At 47.3% G+C, this 20,781-nt stretch carries 10 protein-coding genes, 4 tRNA genes and 4 rRNA genes; 3 read left to right on the top strand and 15 right to left on the bottom strand.

Going from position 1 to position 20,781, the window contains the following annotated elements; translation table 11 throughout:
• Window positions 1–39 precede the first annotated feature (39 nt).
• The 10 genes from JX580_RS01155 to JX580_RS01110 all read right to left on the bottom strand — a co-directional run bounded on the left by JX580_RS01155 (window position 40) and on the right by JX580_RS01110 (window position 10,149).
• A tRNA-Ile gene (locus JX580_RS01155) sits at window positions 40–116 on the bottom strand.
• 43 nt (window positions 117–159) lie between these two features.
• Window positions 160–235, bottom strand: a tRNA-Ala gene (locus JX580_RS01150).
• Window positions 236–298: 63 nt separating this feature from the next.
• Window positions 299–1,838, bottom strand: a 16S ribosomal RNA gene (locus JX580_RS01145).
• 315 nt (window positions 1,839–2,153) lie between these two features.
• A 5S ribosomal RNA gene (gene rrf / locus JX580_RS01140) occupies window positions 2,154–2,269 on the bottom strand.
• Window positions 2,270–2,481: 212 nt separating this feature from the next.
• Window positions 2,482–5,343: ribosomal RNA gene (locus JX580_RS01135) — 23S ribosomal RNA — on the bottom strand.
• A 423-nt stretch (window positions 5,344–5,766) separates the two neighbouring features.
• Window positions 5,767–5,843: transfer RNA gene (locus JX580_RS01130), tRNA-Ile, on the bottom strand.
• 43 nt (window positions 5,844–5,886) lie between these two features.
• Window positions 5,887–5,962 (bottom strand) — tRNA-Ala (locus JX580_RS01125).
• A 63-nt stretch (window positions 5,963–6,025) separates the two neighbouring features.
• A 16S ribosomal RNA gene (locus JX580_RS01120) occupies window positions 6,026–7,565 on the bottom strand.
• The 16S, 23S and 5S rRNA genes sit together here with 4 tRNA genes alongside, the layout of an rRNA operon.
• A gap of 429 nt (window positions 7,566–7,994) precedes the next feature.
• Entirely contained in the window at window positions 7,995–9,185 is a 1,191-nt protein-coding gene (gene tyrS, locus JX580_RS01115) for a tyrosine--tRNA ligase (RefSeq protein WP_248850974.1), read from the bottom strand.
• Between the two features lie 16 nt (window positions 9,186–9,201).
• Window positions 9,202–10,149 (bottom strand): dihydroorotate dehydrogenase, encoded by a 948-nt coding sequence (locus tag JX580_RS01110; RefSeq protein WP_248850973.1) that lies wholly within the window; start codon window positions 10,147–10,149, stop codon window positions 9,202–9,204.
• 17 nt (window positions 10,150–10,166) lie between these two features.
• On the opposite strand from JX580_RS01110, the gene JX580_RS01105 reads away from it, so the two are divergent.
• A complete protein-coding gene (locus tag JX580_RS01105; protein WP_248850972.1) occupies window positions 10,167–10,631 on the top strand; it encodes a tRNA (cytidine(34)-2'-O)-methyltransferase in 465 nt (154 codons plus the stop codon).
• 50 nt (window positions 10,632–10,681) lie between these two features.
• Here JX580_RS01105 and JX580_RS01100 read toward each other — a convergent pair whose 3' ends face one another.
• The 4 genes from JX580_RS01100 to JX580_RS01085 are packed head-to-tail and all read right to left on the bottom strand — an operon-like array spanning window position 10,682 to window position 12,884.
• On the bottom strand, window positions 10,682–11,692 hold the full coding sequence (locus JX580_RS01100) for an NAD(P)H-dependent glycerol-3-phosphate dehydrogenase (protein ID WP_248850971.1): 1,011 nt from the start codon (window positions 11,690–11,692) through the stop codon (window positions 10,682–10,684).
• Window positions 11,693–11,697: 5 nt separating this feature from the next.
• Window positions 11,698–12,171, bottom strand: coding sequence for a protein-export chaperone SecB (secB, locus tag JX580_RS01095; protein ID WP_248850970.1), 474 nt, complete (start codon window positions 12,169–12,171; stop codon window positions 11,698–11,700).
• Between the two features lie 9 nt (window positions 12,172–12,180).
• Window positions 12,181–12,435: a glutaredoxin 3 gene (gene grxC, locus JX580_RS01090; protein WP_248850969.1), complete on the bottom strand. Its 255-nt coding sequence runs from the start codon at window positions 12,433–12,435 to the stop codon at window positions 12,181–12,183.
• 2 nt (window positions 12,436–12,437) lie between these two features.
• Window positions 12,438–12,884 carry a rhodanese-like domain-containing protein gene (locus tag JX580_RS01085; RefSeq protein WP_248850968.1) on the bottom strand — a complete coding sequence of 149 codons (447 nt, stop codon included), beginning with the start codon at window positions 12,882–12,884 and terminating at the stop codon, window positions 12,438–12,440.
• Between the two features lie 101 nt (window positions 12,885–12,985).
• Between JX580_RS01085 and gpmI the strand changes: the two genes are divergently transcribed.
• Window positions 12,986–14,542 carry a 2,3-bisphosphoglycerate-independent phosphoglycerate mutase gene (gpmI, locus tag JX580_RS01080; RefSeq protein ID WP_248850967.1) on the top strand — a complete coding sequence of 519 codons (1,557 nt, stop codon included), beginning with the start codon at window positions 12,986–12,988 and terminating at the stop codon, window positions 14,540–14,542.
• Window positions 14,543–14,610: 68 nt separating this feature from the next.
• Here gpmI and gdhA read toward each other — a convergent pair whose 3' ends face one another.
• Entirely contained in the window at window positions 14,611–15,960 is a 1,350-nt protein-coding gene (gdhA, locus tag JX580_RS01075; protein WP_248850966.1) for an NADP-specific glutamate dehydrogenase, read from the bottom strand.
• A gap of 343 nt (window positions 15,961–16,303) precedes the next feature.
• Here gdhA and gltB point away from each other — a divergent pair, with 343 nt between their 5' ends.
• The gene (gltB, locus tag JX580_RS01070) at window positions 16,304–20,779 is read left to right on the top strand and encodes a glutamate synthase large subunit (RefSeq protein ID WP_248850965.1); all 4,476 of its coding nucleotides are present in this window, start codon (window positions 16,304–16,306) and stop codon (window positions 20,777–20,779) included.
• The last annotated feature ends 2 nt before the right edge of the window (window positions 20,780–20,781 follow it).

The raw sequence follows: 20,781 nt of genomic DNA, 5'->3' as shown, positions 1-20,781 counted from the left end.
TGACCAGTATTTAACGAAAACCACATGAGCGGTTGTTATTGGTGGGTCTGGGTGGATTCGAACCACCGACCTCACCCTTATCAGGGGTGCGCTCTAACCAACTGAGCTACAGACCCAATTTGTTAGGCCTGCCTTGTGCACTGCACCGACCTGTAAAATTGGTGGAGCTATGCGGGATCGAACCGCAGACCTCCTGCGTGCAAGGCAGGCGCTCTCCCAGCTGAGCTATAGCCCCAGGCTATTGGGTAATTCAGAGACAATTTATGTGAAAGCGCTAAGGTGGCTTTGGCTTTTTCTTAAAGGAGGTGATCCAGCCCCACCTTCCGATAGGGCTACCTTGTTACGACTTCACCCCAGTCATGAATCACACCGTGGTAACCGTCCTCCCGAAGGTTAGACTAGCTACTTCTGGTGCAACCCACTCCCATGGTGTGACGGGCGGTGTGTACAAGGCCCGGGAACGTATTCACCGCAACATTCTGATTTGCGATTACTAGCGATTCCGACTTCATGGAGTCGAGTTGCAGACTCCAATCCGGACTACGATCGGTTTTTTCAGATTAGCACCACCTCGCGGCTTCGCAACTGTTTGTACCGACCATTGTAGCACGTGTGTAGCCCATCCCATAAGGGCCATGATGACTTGACGTCGTCCCCGCCTTCCTCCGGTTTATCACCGGCAGTCTCATTAGAGTTCTCAACTAAATGGTAGCAACTAATGATAGGGGTTGCGCTCGTTGCGGGACTTAACCCAACATCTCACGACACGAGCTGACGACAGCCATGCAGCACCTGTCTCACAGCTCCCGAAGGCACCAATCCATCTCTGGAAAGTTCTGTGGATGTCAAGGGATGGTAAGGTTCTTCGCGTTGCATCGAATTAAACCACATGCTCCACCGCTTGTGCGGGCCCCCGTCAATTCCTTTGAGTTTTAATCTTGCGACCGTACTCCCCAGGCGGTCAACTTATCGCGTTAGCTGCGCTACTAATCTTTTTAATAAGACCAACAGCTAGTTGACATCGTTTAGGGCGTGGACTACCGGGGTATCTAATCCCGTTTGCTCCCCACGCTTTCGCACCTCAGCGTCAGTTTTAGTCCAGGAAGGCGCCTTCGCCACTGATGTTCCTTCTGATATCTACGCATTTCACTGCTACTCCAGAAATTCCCCTTCCCTCTACTAAACTCTAGATTGCCAGTTTCAATCGCCGTTCCTAGGTTGAGCCCAGGGCTTTCACAACTGACTTAACAATCCGCCTACGCGCGCTTTACGCCCAGTAATTCCGAATAACGCTTGCACCCTCTGTATTACCGCGGCTGCTGGCACAGAGTTAGCCGGTGCTTTTTCTGCGAGTAACGTCACAGATGCAGGGTATTAATCTACATCCTTTCCTCCTCGCTAAAAGTGCTTTACAACCCTCGGGCCTTCTTCACACACGCGGCATGGCTGGATCAGGCTTGCGCCCATTGTCCAATATTCCCCACTGCTGCCTCCCGTAGGAGTCTGGGCCGTGTCTCAGTCCCAGTGTGGCTGATCATCCTCTCAAACCAGCTATAGATCGTCGCCTTGGTGAGCCATTACCTCACCAACTAGCTAATCTAACATAGGCTCATCCTCTAGCGATAGCTTACAAGTAGAGGCCACCTTTACTCCTTAGAGACTATTCGGTATTAACGTAAGTTTCCCTACGGTATCCCCAACTAGAGGGCAGATTCCTATGCATTACTCACCCGTCCGCCACTCGTCAGCAAGAGCAAGCTCTTCTGTTACCGTTCGACTTGCATGTGTTAGGCCTGCCGCCAGCGTTCATTCTGAGCCAGGATCAAACTCTTCAGTTTAATCTTGAACATTTTTAAACACTCGGAATTGACAAAGTTAACATGGAAGAATTGCTTCTACCTATACTTACATTTGTCGTTTCGAGTTAATTTTTGCTTCCGCACACCTAAGCACTTCCACATAAATTATCTCTGAATTACCTGTTTTTTAAAGAACTACTTTATTCGTGAACTTAATACCATTCGCATCAAGTAAGCCCGCTATTTTAACGAGCTTCGAAAAAATTGTCAATCTGCTTTTGCAGATTTTAATCTCAAGGTCTTACACTTTGCCTGAGAATAAAAACCCCTCGAGGAGGGGTTTAGGAATAGGGTGCTTGGCGATGACCTACTCTCGCATGGGGAGACCCCACACTACCATCGGCGCTGGAACGTTTCACTTCTGAGTTCGAGAAGGGATCAGGTGGTTCCATTCCGCTATGGTCGCCAAGCAATTCGGTTTTGTAAATGCAGCGCATTTACTTAAATTCTTTGCTAAGAAGTAATCTCTGTTTCGCTGTGTTTGTTTTTTGTTTAGGGCTTAAGCCTTCAAACACCTTCATTGTTTGTAATAGGACACATATACCTGATCACTTGGATTGAGCAGCCTTGGCTTTCAATCTCATCTCAAGCGCTCATATCAGTTAAGTCACTTTTGAGTTGTATAGTTAAGCCTCACGAGTAATTAGTACAAGTTAGCTTCACACATTACTGCGCTTCCACACCTTGCCTATCAACGTCCTGGTCTTGAACGGCTCTTTAGAAGACTTATAGTCTAGGGAGAACTCATCTTGGGGCAAGTTTCCCGCTTAGATGCTTTCAGCGGTTATCTTTTCCGAACGTAGCTACCCAGCAGTGCCATTGGCATGACAACTGGAACACCAGCGGTTCGTCCACTCCGGTCCTCTCGTACTAGGAGCAGCCCCCCTCAATTCTCCAACGCCCACGGCAGATAGGGACCGAACTGTCTCACGACGTTCTAAACCCAGCTCGCGTACCACTTTAAATGGCGAACAGCCATACCCTTGGGACCGACTTCAGCCCCAGGATGTGATGAGCCGACATCGAGGTGCCAAACACCGCCGTCGATATGAACTCTTGGGCGGTATCAGCCTGTTATCCCCGGAGTACCTTTTATCCGTTGAGCGATGGCCCTTCCACACAGAACCACCGGATCACTAGAACCTGCTTTCGCACCTGCTCGACGTGTCAGTCTCGCAGTCAAGCACCCTTTTACTCTTGCGCTCATTGCACGATGTCCGACCGTGCTGAGGGTACCTTCGCGCTCCTCCGTTACTCTTTAGGAGGAGACCGCCCCAGTCAAACTACCCACCATACACTGTCCCTGACCAGGATTCACTGGCCGAGGTTAGAACCTCAATACTATCAGGGTGGTATTTCAAGGATGGCTCCACAAGAACTGGCGTCCTCGCTTCATAGCCTCCCACCTATCCTACACAGATAGTATCAAAGTCCAGTGCAAAGCTATAGTAAAGGTTCACGGGGTCTTTCCGTCTAGCCGCGGGTACACGGCATCTTGACCGCGATTTCAATTTCGCTGAGTCTCGGGTGGAGACAGTGTGGCCATCGTTACGCCATTCGTGCAGGTCGGAACTTACCCGACAAGGAATTTCGCTACCTTAGGACCGTTATAGTTACGGCCGCCGTTTACCGGGGCTTCGATCAAGAGCTTCGCTTGCGCTAACCCCATCAATTAACCTTCCGGCACCGGGCAGGCGTCACACCGTATACGTCATCTTTCGATTTTGCACAGTGCTGTGTTTTTAATAAACAGTCGCAGCCACCTGGTCTCTGCAACCCCCAACAGCTTACGGAGCAAGTCCTTCACCATTAGGGGCACACCTTCTCCCGAAGTTACGGTGTTATTTTGCCTAGTTCCTTCACCCGAGTTCTCTCAAGCGCCTTGGAATTCTCATCCTGCCCACCTGTGTCGGTTTGGGGTACGGTTTTTTATGACCTGAAGCTTAGAAGCTTTTCCTGGAAGCATGGCATCAACCACTTCGTCCAAAAGAGGACTCGTCATCAGTTCTCGGCATTAAAGACCCGGATTTGCCTAAGTCTTCTGCCTACCACCTTAAACAAGGACAACCATCGCCTTGCTGGCCTAGCCTTCTCCGTCCCTCCATCGCAGTCATAAAAAGTGCAGGAATATTAACCTGCTTCCCATCGATTACGCTTTTCAGCCTCACCTTAGGGGCCGACTAACCCTACGTCGATTAGCGTTGCGTAGGAAACCTTGGGCTTTCGGCGAGGGAGCTTTTCACTCCCTTTTTCGCTACTTATGTCAGCATACGCACTCGTGATATCTCCAGCATGCCTTCCAGCACACCTTCTCAGACTTACACGACGCTCCCCTACCATGCCTTTCGGCATCCGCAATTTCGGTACTATGCTTAGCCCCGTTAAATCTTCGGCGCAGGCCGACTCGATCAGTGAGCTATTACGCTTTCTTTAAAGGGTGGCTGCTTCTAAGCCAACCTCCTGACTGTCTAAGCCTTCCCACATCCTTTCCCACTGAGCATAGTTTAGGGACCTTAATTGGCGGTCTGGGTTGTTTCCCTCTTGACAACGGACGTTAGCACCCGCTGTCTGTCTCCCATGATTGCACTTGTTGGTATTCGGAGTTTGCAATGGGCTGCTAAGCCTTGACGGCCCGCTAGACCATAACAGTGCTCTACCCCCAACAGTGAGACATGAGGCACTACCTAAATAGTTTTCGGGGAGAACCAGCTATCTCCGAGCTTGATTAGCCTTTCACTCCGATCCACAGCTCATCCCCTAATTTTTCAACATTAGTGGGTTCGGACCTCCAGTTGATGTTACTCAACCTTCATCCTGGCCATGGATAGATCGCCCGGTTTCGGGTCTACTGCATGCTACTGTCGCCCATTTAAGACTCGGTTTCCCTACGGCTCCCCTATTCGGTTAACCTCGCAACACACAGTAAGTCGCTGACCCATTATACAAAAGGTACGCAGTCACACCACGAAGGTGCTCCCACTGCTTGTACGTACACGGTTTCAGGTTCTATTTCACTCCCCTTCTGGGGTTCTTTTCGCCTTTCCCTCACGGTACTGGTTCACTATCGGTCGGTAGAGAGTATTTAGCCTTGGAGGGTGGTCCCCCCATATTCAGACAGGATTTCACGTGTCCCGTCCTACTCGTTTTCACAAGAATAAAGCTTTCGCATACAGGACTATCACCTTGTATCGTCGCACTTTCCAGAGCGTTCTGCTAACTTAGTCCTTGCTTAAGGGCTGGTCCCCGTTCGCTCGCCGCTACTTAGGGAATCTCGGTTGATTTCTTTTCCTCCGGGTACTTAGATGTTTCAGTTCCCCGGGTTAGCCTCCCATTAAGGGATATCCTCGAAAGGATGGGTTTTCCCATTCAGACATCTCCGGGTCAAAGGTTATTTGCCACCTCACCGAAGCTTTTCGCAGGCTATCACGTCTTTCATCGCCTTCTACCGCCTAGGCATCCACCGTGTACGCTTAATCACTTAACTATACAACTCAAAAATAACTTATTAAACGTAAAACGTTTAACGCGTTGGTTTTGACCTTTTGTGTTGAATTTTGGATTTTCCTCAATTCAATCAAAACGCTTTTTTGAGGTACAACGCAACTAAGATTCTTCGCTGACATGTTCGCTTGAGATTTTCATCAAGATACATGTATTACCTATTACTTCAATCGATTTGGAGATTCGATTGAATTGTTATGAATAAAATCTCATCAATTTTATTCATTCTCTTTGCAGAGATTACTTCCTAATTTTTAAAGAACTTCGGTTACTACCGAGAAGCGGAATACTATCATTCCCTTCTTTTTTTGGCAATAAGAACCACTCATATCTTCTTGGTTAATCACTAGCTTGCACAAAACGCGCTTGACCAGTATTTAACGAAAACCACATGAGCGGTTGTTATTGGTGGGTCTGGGTGGATTCGAACCACCGACCTCACCCTTATCAGGGGTGCGCTCTAACCAACTGAGCTACAGACCCAATTTGTTAGGCCTGCCTTGTGCACTGCACCGACCTGTAAAATTGGTGGAGCTATGCGGGATCGAACCGCAGACCTCCTGCGTGCAAGGCAGGCGCTCTCCCAGCTGAGCTATAGCCCCAGGCTATTGGGTAATTCAGAGACAATTTATGTGAAAGCGCTAAGGTGGCTTTGGCTTTTTCTTAAAGGAGGTGATCCAGCCCCACCTTCCGATAGGGCTACCTTGTTACGACTTCACCCCAGTCATGAATCACACCGTGGTAACCGTCCTCCCGAAGGTTAGACTAGCTACTTCTGGTGCAACCCACTCCCATGGTGTGACGGGCGGTGTGTACAAGGCCCGGGAACGTATTCACCGCAACATTCTGATTTGCGATTACTAGCGATTCCGACTTCATGGAGTCGAGTTGCAGACTCCAATCCGGACTACGATCGGTTTTTTCAGATTAGCACCACCTCGCGGCTTCGCAACTGTTTGTACCGACCATTGTAGCACGTGTGTAGCCCATCCCATAAGGGCCATGATGACTTGACGTCGTCCCCGCCTTCCTCCGGTTTATCACCGGCAGTCTCATTAGAGTTCTCAACTAAATGGTAGCAACTAATGATAGGGGTTGCGCTCGTTGCGGGACTTAACCCAACATCTCACGACACGAGCTGACGACAGCCATGCAGCACCTGTCTCACAGCTCCCGAAGGCACCAATCCATCTCTGGAAAGTTCTGTGGATGTCAAGGGATGGTAAGGTTCTTCGCGTTGCATCGAATTAAACCACATGCTCCACCGCTTGTGCGGGCCCCCGTCAATTCCTTTGAGTTTTAATCTTGCGACCGTACTCCCCAGGCGGTCAACTTATCGCGTTAGCTGCGCTACTAATCTTTTTAATAAGACCAACAGCTAGTTGACATCGTTTAGGGCGTGGACTACCGGGGTATCTAATCCCGTTTGCTCCCCACGCTTTCGCACCTCAGCGTCAGTTTTAGTCCAGGAAGGCGCCTTCGCCACTGATGTTCCTTCTGATATCTACGCATTTCACTGCTACTCCAGAAATTCCCCTTCCCTCTACTAAACTCTAGATTGCCAGTTTCAATCGCCGTTCCTAGGTTGAGCCCAGGGCTTTCACAACTGACTTAACAATCCGCCTACGCGCGCTTTACGCCCAGTAATTCCGAATAACGCTTGCACCCTCTGTATTACCGCGGCTGCTGGCACAGAGTTAGCCGGTGCTTTTTCTGCGAGTAACGTCACAGATGCAGGGTATTAATCTACATCCTTTCCTCCTCGCTAAAAGTGCTTTACAACCCTCGGGCCTTCTTCACACACGCGGCATGGCTGGATCAGGCTTGCGCCCATTGTCCAATATTCCCCACTGCTGCCTCCCGTAGGAGTCTGGGCCGTGTCTCAGTCCCAGTGTGGCTGATCATCCTCTCAAACCAGCTATAGATCGTCGCCTTGGTGAGCCATTACCTCACCAACTAGCTAATCTAACATAGGCTCATCCTCTAGCGATAGCTTACAAGTAGAGGCCACCTTTACTCCTTAGAGACTATTCGGTATTAACGTAAGTTTCCCTACGGTATCCCCAACTAGAGGGCAGATTCCTATGCATTACTCACCCGTCCGCCACTCGTCAGCAAGAGCAAGCTCTTCTGTTACCGTTCGACTTGCATGTGTTAGGCCTGCCGCCAGCGTTCATTCTGAGCCAGGATCAAACTCTTCAGTTTAATCTTGAACATTTTTAAACACTCGGAATTGACAAAGTTAACATGGAAGAATTGCTTCTACCTATACTTACATTTGTCGTTTCGAGTTAATTTTTGCTTCCGCACACCTAAGCACTTCCACATAAATTATCTCTGAATTACCTGTTTTTTAAAGAACTACTTTATTCGTGAACTTAATACCATTCGCATCAAGTAAGCCCGCTATTTTAACGAGCTTCGAAACAGGTGTCAAACAATTTCTTCAATTTATTTTCTTCCCATTCCGCTTTGTTTCGCCTTCTTCAAGCATTGCTTGCGAAGTGAGGCGTATTCTACAGACTATCCTTCTCAGCGCAAGCGGTATTTCATAAAAAAACCAAACTTTTTAATAAACTGTCTTTATACCCAGCTTAGCGACAGGTTACCCACACACTTGTCCACACAACAGGTTTAAACAAGTGTGACTTTTGCAAACTTTCTTTTTCCAACCTGGAATACCGCTTCATCCAGATCACTGTATAGAGCACGGCCATCCTGCAGTTTCTCACCATTTAACTTCACGGCACCTTGCTTAATCATACGATGCGCCTCTGAAGTGGTGGCTACCAGGCCTGCCTCTTTTAAAAGATTGGCTAAAGCCATTTCACCTTGAAAATTAAATAATGGCATCTCATCCGGAATAGCATTTTTTGAAAAACGGGTTTCAAAATCTTCTAGCGCACTATTGGCAGCCTGCACAGAGTGAAAGCGGGCTACCAATTCAAGCGCTAACTTAACTTTAATGTTACGTGGATTCTCACCTTGACTTACTGCGTCTTTATAGCCGGCAATCGTCTCCAGACTTTCAAAGCTCAATAACTCAAAATAACGCCACATTAACTCATCAGATACTGACATCACCTTGCCGAACATATCATTCGGTTCATCCTGAATACCGATATAGTTATTCAGTGACTTTGACATTTTCTGTACACCATCCAGCCCTTCCAGAATCGGCATGGTTAGTGTAACTTGTGGCTTTTTGCCAAAATACTGCTGAAGTTGTCGGCCCATTAAGAGGTTAAATTTTTGATCTGTGCCGCCCAATTCGATATCCGCCTCCATCATCACTGAATCATAACCCTGAACCAACGGGTACAAAAACTCATGGATAGCAATAGGTGTACCGGAGCGGTAGCGCTCATCAAAATCGTTTCGCTCCAGCATGCGCGCCACAGTTGAGGTGGCAGCCAGTTTAATCATCTCTGCTGCGGTTAAAGCATTAAACCAAGCGGAATTGAATACAACCTTCGTTTTTGCCGGGTCCAAGATTTTAAAAACTTGATCTTGATAGGTCTTAGCGTTTTCAGCGATTTTTTCCGCTGACAAAGGCGGGCGGGTTGCACTCTTACCGGTTGGGTCACCAATCATCGCCGTAAAGTCACCGATCAGAAATTGCACCTCATGCCCCAGATCTTGAAACTGTTTTAACTTATTTATTAATACAGTATGCCCTATATGCAAATCGGGAGCTGTAGGGTCAAACCCTGCCTTAATAATTAAAGGACGGTTTTGCTTTAACTTCTCGATCAACTCGGCTTCAACTAAAATTTCCTCAGCGCCACGCTTAATAATGGCTAATTGCTCTTCAATACTTAACATCTTTATTTTTCCAAACCTAACCGCACAACACGGTATCTGTATTTAATTCTAGCTTACCGGTAAGTTGAGCCACTGATTGCAGGCCACGTTTCTCTAGGTAACGCGAAATTTGTTTATTCATCTTTTTGATCAGTAAAGGGTCTTTTGCCAGCGCAGTGCCGACGGCCACCATCGATGCACCCGCAAGCAAGAACTCAATCACATCCTCAGCGCAGGTAATCCCGCCTAAACCGATAATAGGAATATCGTATTTTTTAGCCACTTGATACACCTGATGAACCTTTAGCAAAGCCACCGGCTTAATCGCTGGTCCCGATAAGCCACCTTGATTATTACCCAAATCAGGTCGCCAGCTATCAATATTAATCGACATTCCCATCAGAGTATTAATTGCCGACAAGGCATCCGCACCCGCATCAATAACTCGCTGCGCACCCAGTGCAATATCGGTTTGATTCGGCGAAAGCTTAACGATAAGTGGCTTAGAGGTACTGGCGCGACAGGCCTCAACGACCTTAGCCGCCATATCTGGATCATTCCCAAACGTGGCGCCACCCTTTTTAACATTCGGACAGGAAATATTGATTTCCAAACCCGCCAAGGCGGTTTGATCAAAACGGCGACAAACTTCAGCATACTCTTCCAACGATGAACCGGATACGTTCGCAAAAAAACGTGTTTGATCATAATCCAGTTGCGGAAGCAGTTGGTTTACCACATAATCCACACCTGGATTTTGTAAACCGATTGAATTGAGCAGTCCATTTGGACTCTCCCAAACACGATCAGGCTTATTACCCAATTTAGGTTCAAGCGTCGTGCCCTTTAGAAAGACAGCACCGACATCTTGATTACTAAAACCAGACACAGCGGCATACTCCAAACCATAGCCCGCATTACCGGATGCCATGGCAATCGGTGAATTGCAGGTAATACCGCAAATATTAACGGATAGATCAATCACAACGACACCTTAAACCTATGTTACATATTATTTTATACGAACCCGAAATCCCACAAAACACGGGCGCCTTAATTCGACTGAGCGCCAACATGGGGGCACAGCTTCATCTGATTCAGCCTTTTGCTTTTGACCTGAGCGAAAAACGCGTTCGCCGCGCAGGGCTTGACTACCACGAACTAGCGAATGTTTACCAACACGAAAACCTACAAGCCTGCATTGAGCGCATTCAACCCAACCGGGTTTTTGCACTAACGACTAAAGCAAAACGCCATTACCACGAGCCTAGCTACGAAATGGGTGATGCTTTTCTATTTGGCCCAGAAAGCCGTGGGCTGCCTGAAGCAGTTAGAAATAGCCTCCCAGAAGACCAACGCTTGCGCATCCCAATGGTGGCCGATGCACGTAGCATGAATCTAGCGAATGCCGTTTCGGTGATGGCTTATGAGGCCTGGCGACAACTTGACTTCAAACCGCTTAACTAACTTTCTAAAAACCCCTTAGTTTAACCAGGCCTGGTTAAACTAAGGTCATTTTAAATCGCTTGCTCAGACTTTGAGGAGCGTGAAAGCAGTTGCTGCACCGCTTGTTTGGGCGTTATCTGCTGGGTTACCAAACAATAAACCTGCTCCATGATTGGCAGGTCTAACCGATACTGATCCGCCAGCGCTTTGACCACCTTAACGGCTTTCACACCCTCAACCACTTGACCGATATCTTTTTGCACCTCTGCCGCTGACTTACCTGAACGCGCTAACATCAGTCCAAAACGACGATTGCGCGATAAATCATCCGTACAGGTCAACACCAAATCACCTAAACCCGCCAAGCCCATCAGGGTTTCAGGCTGCGCCTGATACAAACTGGCAAAACGCATCATTTCCACCATGCCGCGAGAAATTAAGGCCGCACGGGCATTGGCTCCCAAGTTTAAACCATCACTCACACCGGTCGCAATCGCCATGATGTTTTTATACGCACCACCTACCTCAACACCGGCAATATCGGCCTGGGTATAAACACGAAAGTTTTGATAATGAAACGCATCAGCCCAAAACTCAGCTTGCTTTGTATCTGGAGAGGCGCTCACCATCGCTGTGGGCAGCCCCTTTGCCACTTCATCTGCAAAAGTAGGCCCCGACAACACTGCCATAGACGTCCCCCCCCCCCATTCATCCATCACCACTTGATGCAATAAACGTTGCTTTTGTGGTTCAAACCCTTTGGTAGCCGAGGCTAAATAATGCGGCGGCGAAGCGTGACATAGGTCTTTAACTTTTGCCAAAACCGTAGCAAACGCATCGCTAGGTACCACAAATAATACACCTTCAGCTGTATCAAGCGCATACGCCAAATCTGAAGTCACCACCAGGCCTGGTGGTAAATCAATGCCCGGCAAATACCGCTGGTTTTGGTTTTGCAAACTAATTTGCTCCGCATGGGTCGCACTGTGCGCCCACAAACAAACCGATTGACCGGCTTTAGCCAGATGAATGGCTAAGGCCGTTCCCCAAGCCCCCGCACCCAAAACCGCAATACGCGTCATAAATATTAACCGATTTCGCCCTGGGGTTGATTTGAGCTTTCATCCTGCTGCTGACGCTGCTGCATATGGTTGGCATAAAGCGCATCAAAATTAACAGGATCGACCAATAATTGAGGGAAACCCCCACGCACTACCAAGTCTGAAACGGCTTCACGCGCAAAAGGAAACAAAACATTAGGACACTGACTACCCAACATATAGCCCAACTCCGCCTCTGAGAAGCCGGTCATCACAAAAATACCTGCCTGTTCAACTTCACACAAAAAAGCAACCTTATCGCCAACGTTAACGGTAACCGTTAAACGAATTAATGCATGATAAGCTGTGTCTTCAAGCTTTGAACTCTCAACATTCAAATTCACATCCATCTTAGGCTCAAACTCTTGGGTAAAAATTTGCGGTGAATTCGGTGCTTCAAATGATATATTCTTAGTATAAACTTTACGAATTAAAAACTTTTTTTCTTGCTGCTCTGACATATCTATTCTCTAACTATTTAATAATTTATCAAGCTTGCCGCTTTTATCAGCCGCATTCAACTCATCAAAACCACCAACATGGGTATTATTAATAAAAACCTGAGGAATGGTAGAACGCCCAGAACGCTGCTCCATTTCTCTCCACAGCGCGTCTGAACCAGTAACATCAATCGCTTGAAACGCCAAGCCACGCCTATCCAACAAACTTTTAGCACGGGTGCAATAGGGGCAAGTTTTGTTTAGGTACACGATAATCTCTGCCATAGTCACTTACCTTTGCGACGTGCTTTACGAGATACGGGTTGATTGACAGGTAATCCAGCCATTTTCCATGACAAAATTCCGCCCCGAAGATTCGCTACGTTAGTAAAGCCCTCTTTAACAAGCGTATTCGCGGCTCCAGCCGATCGAGCACCAGATTGACAATAAACCAACACACCCTTATCTTTGAAACTGGAAAGACTTGATATTTTGGCCTTTAAATCCCCGACAGGAATGTGTCGCGCTTCACCAATAAAGCCAGTTTTATACTCAGCATCAGAGCGCACATCAATTACCAGCGCTCCCTGGTTATAAAAACGCGTAGCCTCCTCTGGAGACAGTTGCTGATAACCTAAAAATCTATCACCAACATAGCTATATAACAACATCAAGGCTACAACGCCCAATGCAATAAAAAGCAAAAACTCCTGCTTCATAAATTCTAAAAACATACACCCTTCCTAACGCGATTAATAAATCAAACCTAGTGATTTTAACAGTGAAACTCGCTACAATGAATTGAATTTTTACTTTTTTAGCGGATGTATTCATTATGAGCAAAACCCTGACCCCCAAACATCGTCCTGTAGGACTCATTATTCTAGACGGCTGGGGACACAACCCTAACCCAGAAAACAATGCGATTGCGCAAGCCCATACCCCCGTATGGGACCAACTCATCGCCCAACACCCCAACACTTTCATCAACACATCAGGCCTAAATGTTGGGCTTCCCGATGGTCAAATGGGAAACTCAGAAGTCGGTCACTTAAACTTGGGTGCTGGTCGCGTGGTTTACCAAGAACTCACTAGAATTCAAAAAGCGATTGACGAAGGCAACTTTTTCGATAATAGCGTATTTACTCATGCGATTGATAAAGCTACATCACGCGGACGCGCTGTACACATTATGGGCCTTTTGTCTGATGGTGGCGTTCACTCACACATTGAACATATTAAGGCAGCGCTAACGCTAGCGGTTCAACGTGGTGCAAAAACGCATCTACATGTTTTTACCGATGGTCGCGACACAGCACCACAGAGTGCATTAGGTTACATTAAAGACATTGAAGCGCACATGAAGACGATTGGTGGCGGTCGCATTGCCTCAATCACCGGACGTTATTTTGCGCTTGATCGTGACAATCGTTGGGATCGAGTGCAACAGGCCTACGAGGTTATTACCGCAGGCCAAGCAGCTTTTACTTGCAAGAGTGCAAAACAAGCCATAAATGAAGCCTACGAGCGTGGTGAAACAGACGAGTTCGTTCAAGCCACCGCGATCTTACGTAAAAGCGGCAAGAAGGTAAAAATCAAAGACGGTGATACCGTTATCTTTATGAACTACCGCTCTGATCGTGCGCGCCAACTAACCCGTGCTTTTATCGAAAACGATTTTGCCGAGTTCCACCGCCAAAGCTCACCCATATTAAGTGAATTTGTAACCTTGACCGAATACAATAAAAACTTCAACGTACCTGTTGCTTTCCGTCCAACCAAGCTCATTAACACCTATGGTGAATGGGTCTCTAAACACGACTTAAATCAACTTCGTATTGCAGAAACCGAAAAATACGCACATGTCACCTTTTTCTTTAATGGTGGCATCGAGGCGCCCTATAAAGGAGAGGACAGAATATTAATCCCTTCACCCAAGGTAGCCACCTATGACCTGCAACCAGAAATGAGCGTAGAAGAAGTGGCCGACAAACTCGTTGAAGCGATTGCGTCCGGTCATTACGACACGTTTATTTGCAACCTAGCCAATCCAGACATGGTCGGGCATTCTGGCAATATGGACGCTTGCATCAAAGCCGTTGAAGCCGTTGATACAGCCGTTGGTAGAATTGTAAGCGCACTAAACCAAGCCGATGGTGAACTAATTATCACCGCTGACCACGGCAATGTTGAACAGCTTTGGGATGAAAGCACCAACAGCCCGCTTACGGCTCACACCACCAACCCCGTACCCTTGATTTACATTGGTCATAAAGCAGCGAGCTTACGTGAAAATGGCAGCTTGCCGGACGTAGTTCCGACACTGTTTGACATGATGGGATTAGAACAACCTCCGGAAATGACAGGAATTAGCCTGCTAAAAGCGGAATAAAAAAACCAGGCCTGGTCAAAACACAATCAACCAGGCCTGGCTCTAATCTGAACTATAAATAAAGGGTTTTAAATCACACCCATCGCATCCATCGCCTTGCTAACACGCAAGAAACCGGCAATATTCGCTCCCATGACATAGTCACCCGGACAACCATATTCCGCGGCTGTTTCAAAACAGGTTTTATGAATATTAATCATAATATCTTTTAATCGCGCCTCGGTATAATCATGCGTCCAGGAATCACGACTGGCGTTTTGCTGCATTTCAAGCGCACTGGTCGCTACGCCGCCAGCATTGGCCGCCTTACCAGGACCATAAGACGTTTTAGCCGATTGCAAAATACGAATCGCATCCGGTGTACAAGGCATATTTGCCCCCTCTGCAACCGTTTTGCAACCATTTTTTACTAGCATTTCTGCATCCTTGGCATTCAACTCATTCTGTGTTGCACAAGGCAAGGCAACATCACAGGGCACTGACCAAATCGAACCTTCTTTATAGAACTTAGCATGCTTCACTTGTTCTGCGTACTTCTCAATGCGTGCATATTCAACCTCTTTAAGGCGCTTGATCAAATCTAAATCCAATCCTTGTTCGTCAACGATATAACCACTTGAATCTGAGCAAGCAATGACTTTAGCACCATAGGTCATGGCTTTTTCAATTGCGTAGATCGCCACGTTCCCCGAACCGGACACAATCACTGTCTTACCATCTAGGCTATCGCCACGCGCTTTCAGCATTTCTTGCGCAAAGAACACCGTCCCATAACCTGTCGCTTCTTTGCGTGCCAAAGAGCCGCCCCAAGCGATACCTTTACCGGTAAACACACCAGACTCGTAACGGTTTGTAATGCGCTTGTATTGACCAAACATATAACCAATTTCACGCGCACCCACACCAATATCGCCCGCTGGCACATCGGTATACTCGCCGATATGACGATAAAGCTCAGTCATAAAGCTTTGGCAAAAACGCATAATTTCATTGTCCGAGCGGCCTTTTGGATCGAAATCACTACCACCCTTGCCACCACCAATCGGCAAACCGGTTAAAGCGTTTTTAAAAATCTGTTCAAAACCCAAAAACTTGATCACACTCAAATTCACCGAAGGATGAAAGCGAATTCCGCCCTTATAAGGCCCCAATGCACTATTAAATCCAACACGAAAACCACGATTGACCTGAACCTCACCACGGTCATCAACCCAAGGCACACGGAAAATAATCTGACGCTCCGGCTCACAAATGCGTTGCAAGATTTTTTTCTTAGCGATTTCCGGGTGCTTAGCCATCACCGGATTCAAGCTTTCAAACACTTCAAGAGCTGCCTGATGAAACTCCGGCTCCCCTGGATTTCTTTTTAATACTTCTTGATAGATTAAACCCAAACTATCTTCTAACTTTTGAGTCATAGCAATACCTTCCTCGCAGGCTCGTAATAAAAAGCATGCTTAATTTAGTTATAAAAAAACCCCATATTTTTGGGGCTTGCTAATAATTATAATACATAATGACTTAAATTCTTAAATCCAAGCAAAATCGAAGTCTAGTTTTGACTCTTGGGGTAGAAAAAAGCCAACCCCTATTGACAAGCTATTTGATTAACTGTAGTATCACCACCCCTTTTTTTCATCTCCTAGACGTTAAAAATGGCATAAAATTTAAAAAACAAGCGCACTGGGCGCATAAAATTGTGAGTTAATTAAGGCTATCTATAGAGACCCGCAACCCCAGAAAAATAAGGAACCGTTAGACATGAATTCACTCAACACCCTAAAAGGCCTTTACTCTCCAGACTTTGAGAAAGAGAATTGTGGCTTTGGGCTTATCGCCAATATGGACGACAAACCAAGTCACTGGCTTGTGCAAACCGCCATTCAATCTTTATCAAACATGACACACCGTGGTGGTGTTGCAGCCGATTGCTGCACTGGAGATGGTTGTGGTTTATTAATCAAAAAACCCGATAGGTTTTTACAGGCTGAAGCACAGAAACTAGGCTTAACCCTCTCTCCTATTTATGCCGCTGGCATGATCTTCCTAAATCAAGATACCTCCCTCGCTAGTCATGCAAAAACCACCTTAGAAAATGAGCTATCGCAGCGTGGATTACCAATTGCAGGCTGGCGTGCTGTACCCGTTAAGTCTGATGTACTGGGCGAACAAGCCGCTTCAATGGAACCGGTCATCGAACAAGTTTTTATCAATGCCCCTAATGGAATGGATGAAGCAGAGTTTAACCGCAAGCTATTTAGCGCACGCCGAAAAACCGAAATGGCGATTGAGTCCAATGACAAAACCTTTTATATCGCCTCACTCAACAGCCAACTGTTATCCTACAAAGGCTTGGTGATGCCAAAAGAACTAGATCAGTTTTATCTTGATCTACGAAACCCAGCGTTTGCGTCATCGTCGATTTCTTATCACCAGCGCTTTTCAACCAATACCATGCCCCAATGGCGTTTGGCGCAACCCTTCCGCTTCCTAGCTCACAACGGCGAGCTTAATACCATTCGCGGCAACCGTAACTGGGCGCTGGCTCGCCAGAAAAAATTTGAAACACCGCTTTTACCAGATTTAGCTGAACTTAAGCCGCTGGTCGCACAGGATGGTTCTGACTCAAACAGCCTCGACAATATGCTTGAAGTTTTAATGATGGGCGATATGTCGGTATTCCAGGCCTTGCGTTTACTTATTCCACCGGCTTGGCAAAACGTACCCCATATGGATGCCGACCTGAAAGCCTTCCTAGAATATAACTCGATGCACATGGAACCTTGGGATGGTCCGGCGGGCATGGTTATTAACACCGGTAAATATGCAATTTGTGGCGTTGATCGTAACGGTTTACGTCCAACACGCTATGTGATTACCAAAGACCGTCATATCACCTTCGCCTCAGAAATTGGGGTTTACAACTACGCGCCTGAAGACGTGGTAGAAAAAGGCCGTTTAAAACCCGGTCAAGTGATCGCTGTTGATCTGGAGAACGGCACACTTATCAAGCCAGAAGAGATTGATAACACACTTAAAAACGCTAAACCCTACCGTCAATGGATGGATCAAGGTTACATGCGCCTTGAAGAGCAGTTTGATCGTGAAGAGTCCACCCGCGGCTGGGACAGCAAACTGGCTGACACCTATCAAAAATACTATCAAGTCACTTTTGAAGAGCGTGATCAGATTATTCGTGTATTAGCCGAATCGTCGCAAGAGGCCGTTGGCTCGATGGGTGATGATGCCCCACTACCGGTGTTTTCACATAAACCACGTTCGGTGTTTGATTATTTCCGTCAAATGTTTGCACAGGTCACCAACCCACCAATCGACCCATTACGTGAAGCCATTGTCATGTCGCTGAACACCTGTTTTGGCCGCGAACTTAATATGTTTGAAGAAGGGCCAGAACACGCACGTCGCTTAGAGGTTCAATCCCCCATCCTAAGCCCTTCAATGATGGCACAGTTGCTTGAGTTAAAGGATGCAGACTATCAACATCAGGTTGTCAGCCTGCACTATGATGCCGGTGCGTTAGATTTAAAAACCGCCATTACGCACGTCTGTGAACAGGCCGCACAAGCCACGGCTTCAGGAAAATCCTTGCTAATCCTGAGTGACCTTAACATTCAACCAGGCCTAGTTACCATTCCCGCTGCAATGGCAACCGGTGCGGTACACCACCACTTAATTCGCCAAGGTTTACGTACCGAAGCCAACTTAATCATTGAAACGGCTACGGCACGCGACCCGCATCATTTTGCGGTGTTGTTTGGCTACGGCGCTACAGCGGTATATCCCTATCTTGCCTACGAAACACTCCAAGATATGCAACGCACCCGCGAACTCGACCCTGCCACGCCGGTCAGCAAATATATTAAAAACTACCGCAAAGGCATCAATAAAGGTCTTTATAAGATCATGTCGAAAATGGGAATTTCAACGCTGCCGTCTTACCGTGGTTCACAATTATTTGAAGCGGTCGGCTTAAGTTCAGAGGTCGTGAAACTCTGCTTCCCGGGCACCGCTAACCGCATTGAAGGCAGTTGTTTTAGACACCTAGAAGATGATCAAAAACGTTTATCTAAAGCCGCCTTTAACCCACGTAAAACGATTGAACAGGGTGGTTTATTGAAATACGTCCATGGCGGCGAATACCATGCCTACAATCCAGACGTCGTTGAAAACCTTCGCAAGGCCGTTCAAACCGGCGACAAACGTTTTTATAACACCTTTGCTGACCTAGTCAACAATCGCCCAGCGATGACTATTCGCGACATGATTGGCTTCCGTGAGGATATCCAGCCGATTTCGATTGATGAAGTTGAGCCGCTGACCGACATCTACAAACGCTTTGATAGCGCGGGAATCTCACTCGGTGCGTTATCACCTGAAGCGCACGAAGCCTTGGCCATTGCGATGAACCGTTTAGGCGCACGCTCAAACTCGGGCGAAGGTGCCGAAGATCCTTCACGTTACGGCACCGAAAAAATGTCGAAAATCAAGCAAATTGCTTCAGGGCGTTTTGGCGTTACCGCACACTATCTGCGTAATGCTGAAGTACTACAGATCAAGGTAGCGCAAGGCGCGAAGCCTGGAGAAGGTGGCCAGTTACCCGGCCATAAGGTTGATTTAACCATTGCTAAATTGCGTCATTCTGTACCGGGTGTGACCTTGATTTCACCGCCCCCACACCATGACATCTACTCGATTGAGGACTTGGCACAGTTGATTTATGACTTAAAACAAGTCAACCCCAATGCATTGATTTCAGTAAAGTTAGTGGCCGAACCGGGCGTCGGTACCATCGCCGCAGGTGTGGCTAAAGCCTATGCTGACCTGATCACTATTTCAGGTTATGACGGTGGCACAGGTGCCAGCCCTATCACCTCTGTTAAGTATGCTGGCAATCCATTTGAAATGGGTCTGGCAGAAACGCATCAGGTTTTACGCGCTAATGACCTGCGTGGTCAAGTTGTGGTTCAAGCAGACGGTGGCTTAAAAACCGGTCTTGACGTGATCAAATCGGCCATCTTGGGCGCAGAATCCTTTGGTTTTGGCACCGCCCCGATGATTGCCCTAGGCTGTAAATATCTGCGCATCTGCCATTTGAACACCTGCGCTGTTGGCGTAGCAACCCAAGACGAGCGTTTACGTAAGGAACATTTTATTGGCTTACCCGAAATGGTGATGAACTATTTTGAGTTTGTAGCTGAAGAAACCCGTGAATGGATGGCAAAACTTGGTGTTCGCTCATTAGGCGAATTGGTTGGCCGTGTTGATTTGTTGAAAGTGATCGACAACCCGCTCACCGATAAACAGCGCAATCTCGACTTAACACCGATTATTTCCGATGGTGGCGTGCCGGCTGACAAACCTCAGACCGTTCAGGTTAAACGCAACAACCCTTGGGACAAGGGCGAAATTGCAGAACAAATGGTCGAACAAGTCTTACCGGCCATTGAAAATAAAACCGGTGGGATTTTCAACTTCCATCTTGTCAACACTGGGCGCTCTATTGGTGCAAGAGTCGCGGGCGAGATTGCCCAACGCTACGGCAATAACGGCATGAAATCCGCCCCCATTACGCTAAAACTCACCGGCATTGCAGGTCAGTCGTTTGGTGTGTTTAACGTCGATGGCTTAAATCTTCACCTAGAAGGCGATGCCAATGACTATGTTGGTAAAGGCATGGCCGGTGGCGAAATCGTCGTTACCCCGCCAAAAGGCTATGTGTTTGATCCTAAAAACACACCGATTGTCGGCAACACCTGTTTATACGGCGCAACCGGCGGTAAATTATTTGCTCACGGCACGGGTGGTGAACGTTTTGCCGTGCGGAACTCGGGCGCTACCGCCGTCGTTGAAGGACTGGGCGACCACGGTTGTGAATACATGACCGGCGGTGTTGTTGTCAGCTTGGGTGATGTTGGGGTTAACTTTGGTGCAGGCATGTCCGGTGGTATGGCGTTTATACTTGATATGAACCGCACCTTGCCTGACCGCCTGAATACCGAAATGGTTGAAGCGATTCGTGTTGACACTGAAAACACCGAAGAATACCGTCACTATCTGAAATCGCTGCTGAAAGACTATGTTGAAAAAACGCACAGCCCTTGGGGACAAGAAGTGCTGAATCATTTCAGCCAATATGTCGGCCATTTCTGGTTAGTTAAATCGCGGGCGATTGATGTCGATAGCCTATTACGCTTGTTTGCAAATCAAGCAGCTTAAGG

It is taken from the genome of Thiomicrospira microaerophila, from assembly GCF_023278225.1.
Lineage (GTDB): Bacteria > Pseudomonadota > Gammaproteobacteria > Thiomicrospirales > Thiomicrospiraceae > Thiomicrospira > Thiomicrospira microaerophila_A.
The sequence above is the reverse complement of the archived record's forward strand: the minus strand, read 5'-3'. Positions and strand labels throughout refer to the sequence as shown.

Coding starts and splice junctions, on each gene's coding strand:
- tyrS (WP_248850974.1), bottom strand. CDS start 9,185: ATGTTAAGTATTGAAGAGCAATTAGCCATTATTAAGCGTGGCGCTGAG.
- JX580_RS01105 (WP_248850972.1), top strand. CDS start 10,167: ATGTTACATATTATTTTATACGAACCCGAAATCCCACAAAACACGGGC.
- JX580_RS01100 (WP_248850971.1), bottom strand. CDS start 11,692: ATGACGCGTATTGCGGTTTTGGGTGCGGGGGCTTGGGGAACGGCCTTA.
- secB (WP_248850970.1), bottom strand. CDS start 12,171: ATGTCAGAGCAGCAAGAAAAAAAGTTTTTAATTCGTAAAGTTTATACT.
- grxC (WP_248850969.1), bottom strand. CDS start 12,435: ATGGCAGAGATTATCGTGTACCTAAACAAAACTTGCCCCTATTGCACC.
- JX580_RS01085 (WP_248850968.1), bottom strand. CDS start 12,884: ATGTTTTTAGAATTTATGAAGCAGGAGTTTTTGCTTTTTATTGCATTG.
- gpmI (WP_248850967.1), top strand. CDS start 12,986: ATGAGCAAAACCCTGACCCCCAAACATCGTCCTGTAGGACTCATTATT.
- gdhA (WP_248850966.1), bottom strand. CDS start 15,960: ATGACTCAAAAGTTAGAAGATAGTTTGGGTTTAATCTATCAAGAAGTA.
- gltB (WP_248850965.1), top strand. CDS start 16,304: ATGAATTCACTCAACACCCTAAAAGGCCTTTACTCTCCAGACTTTGAG.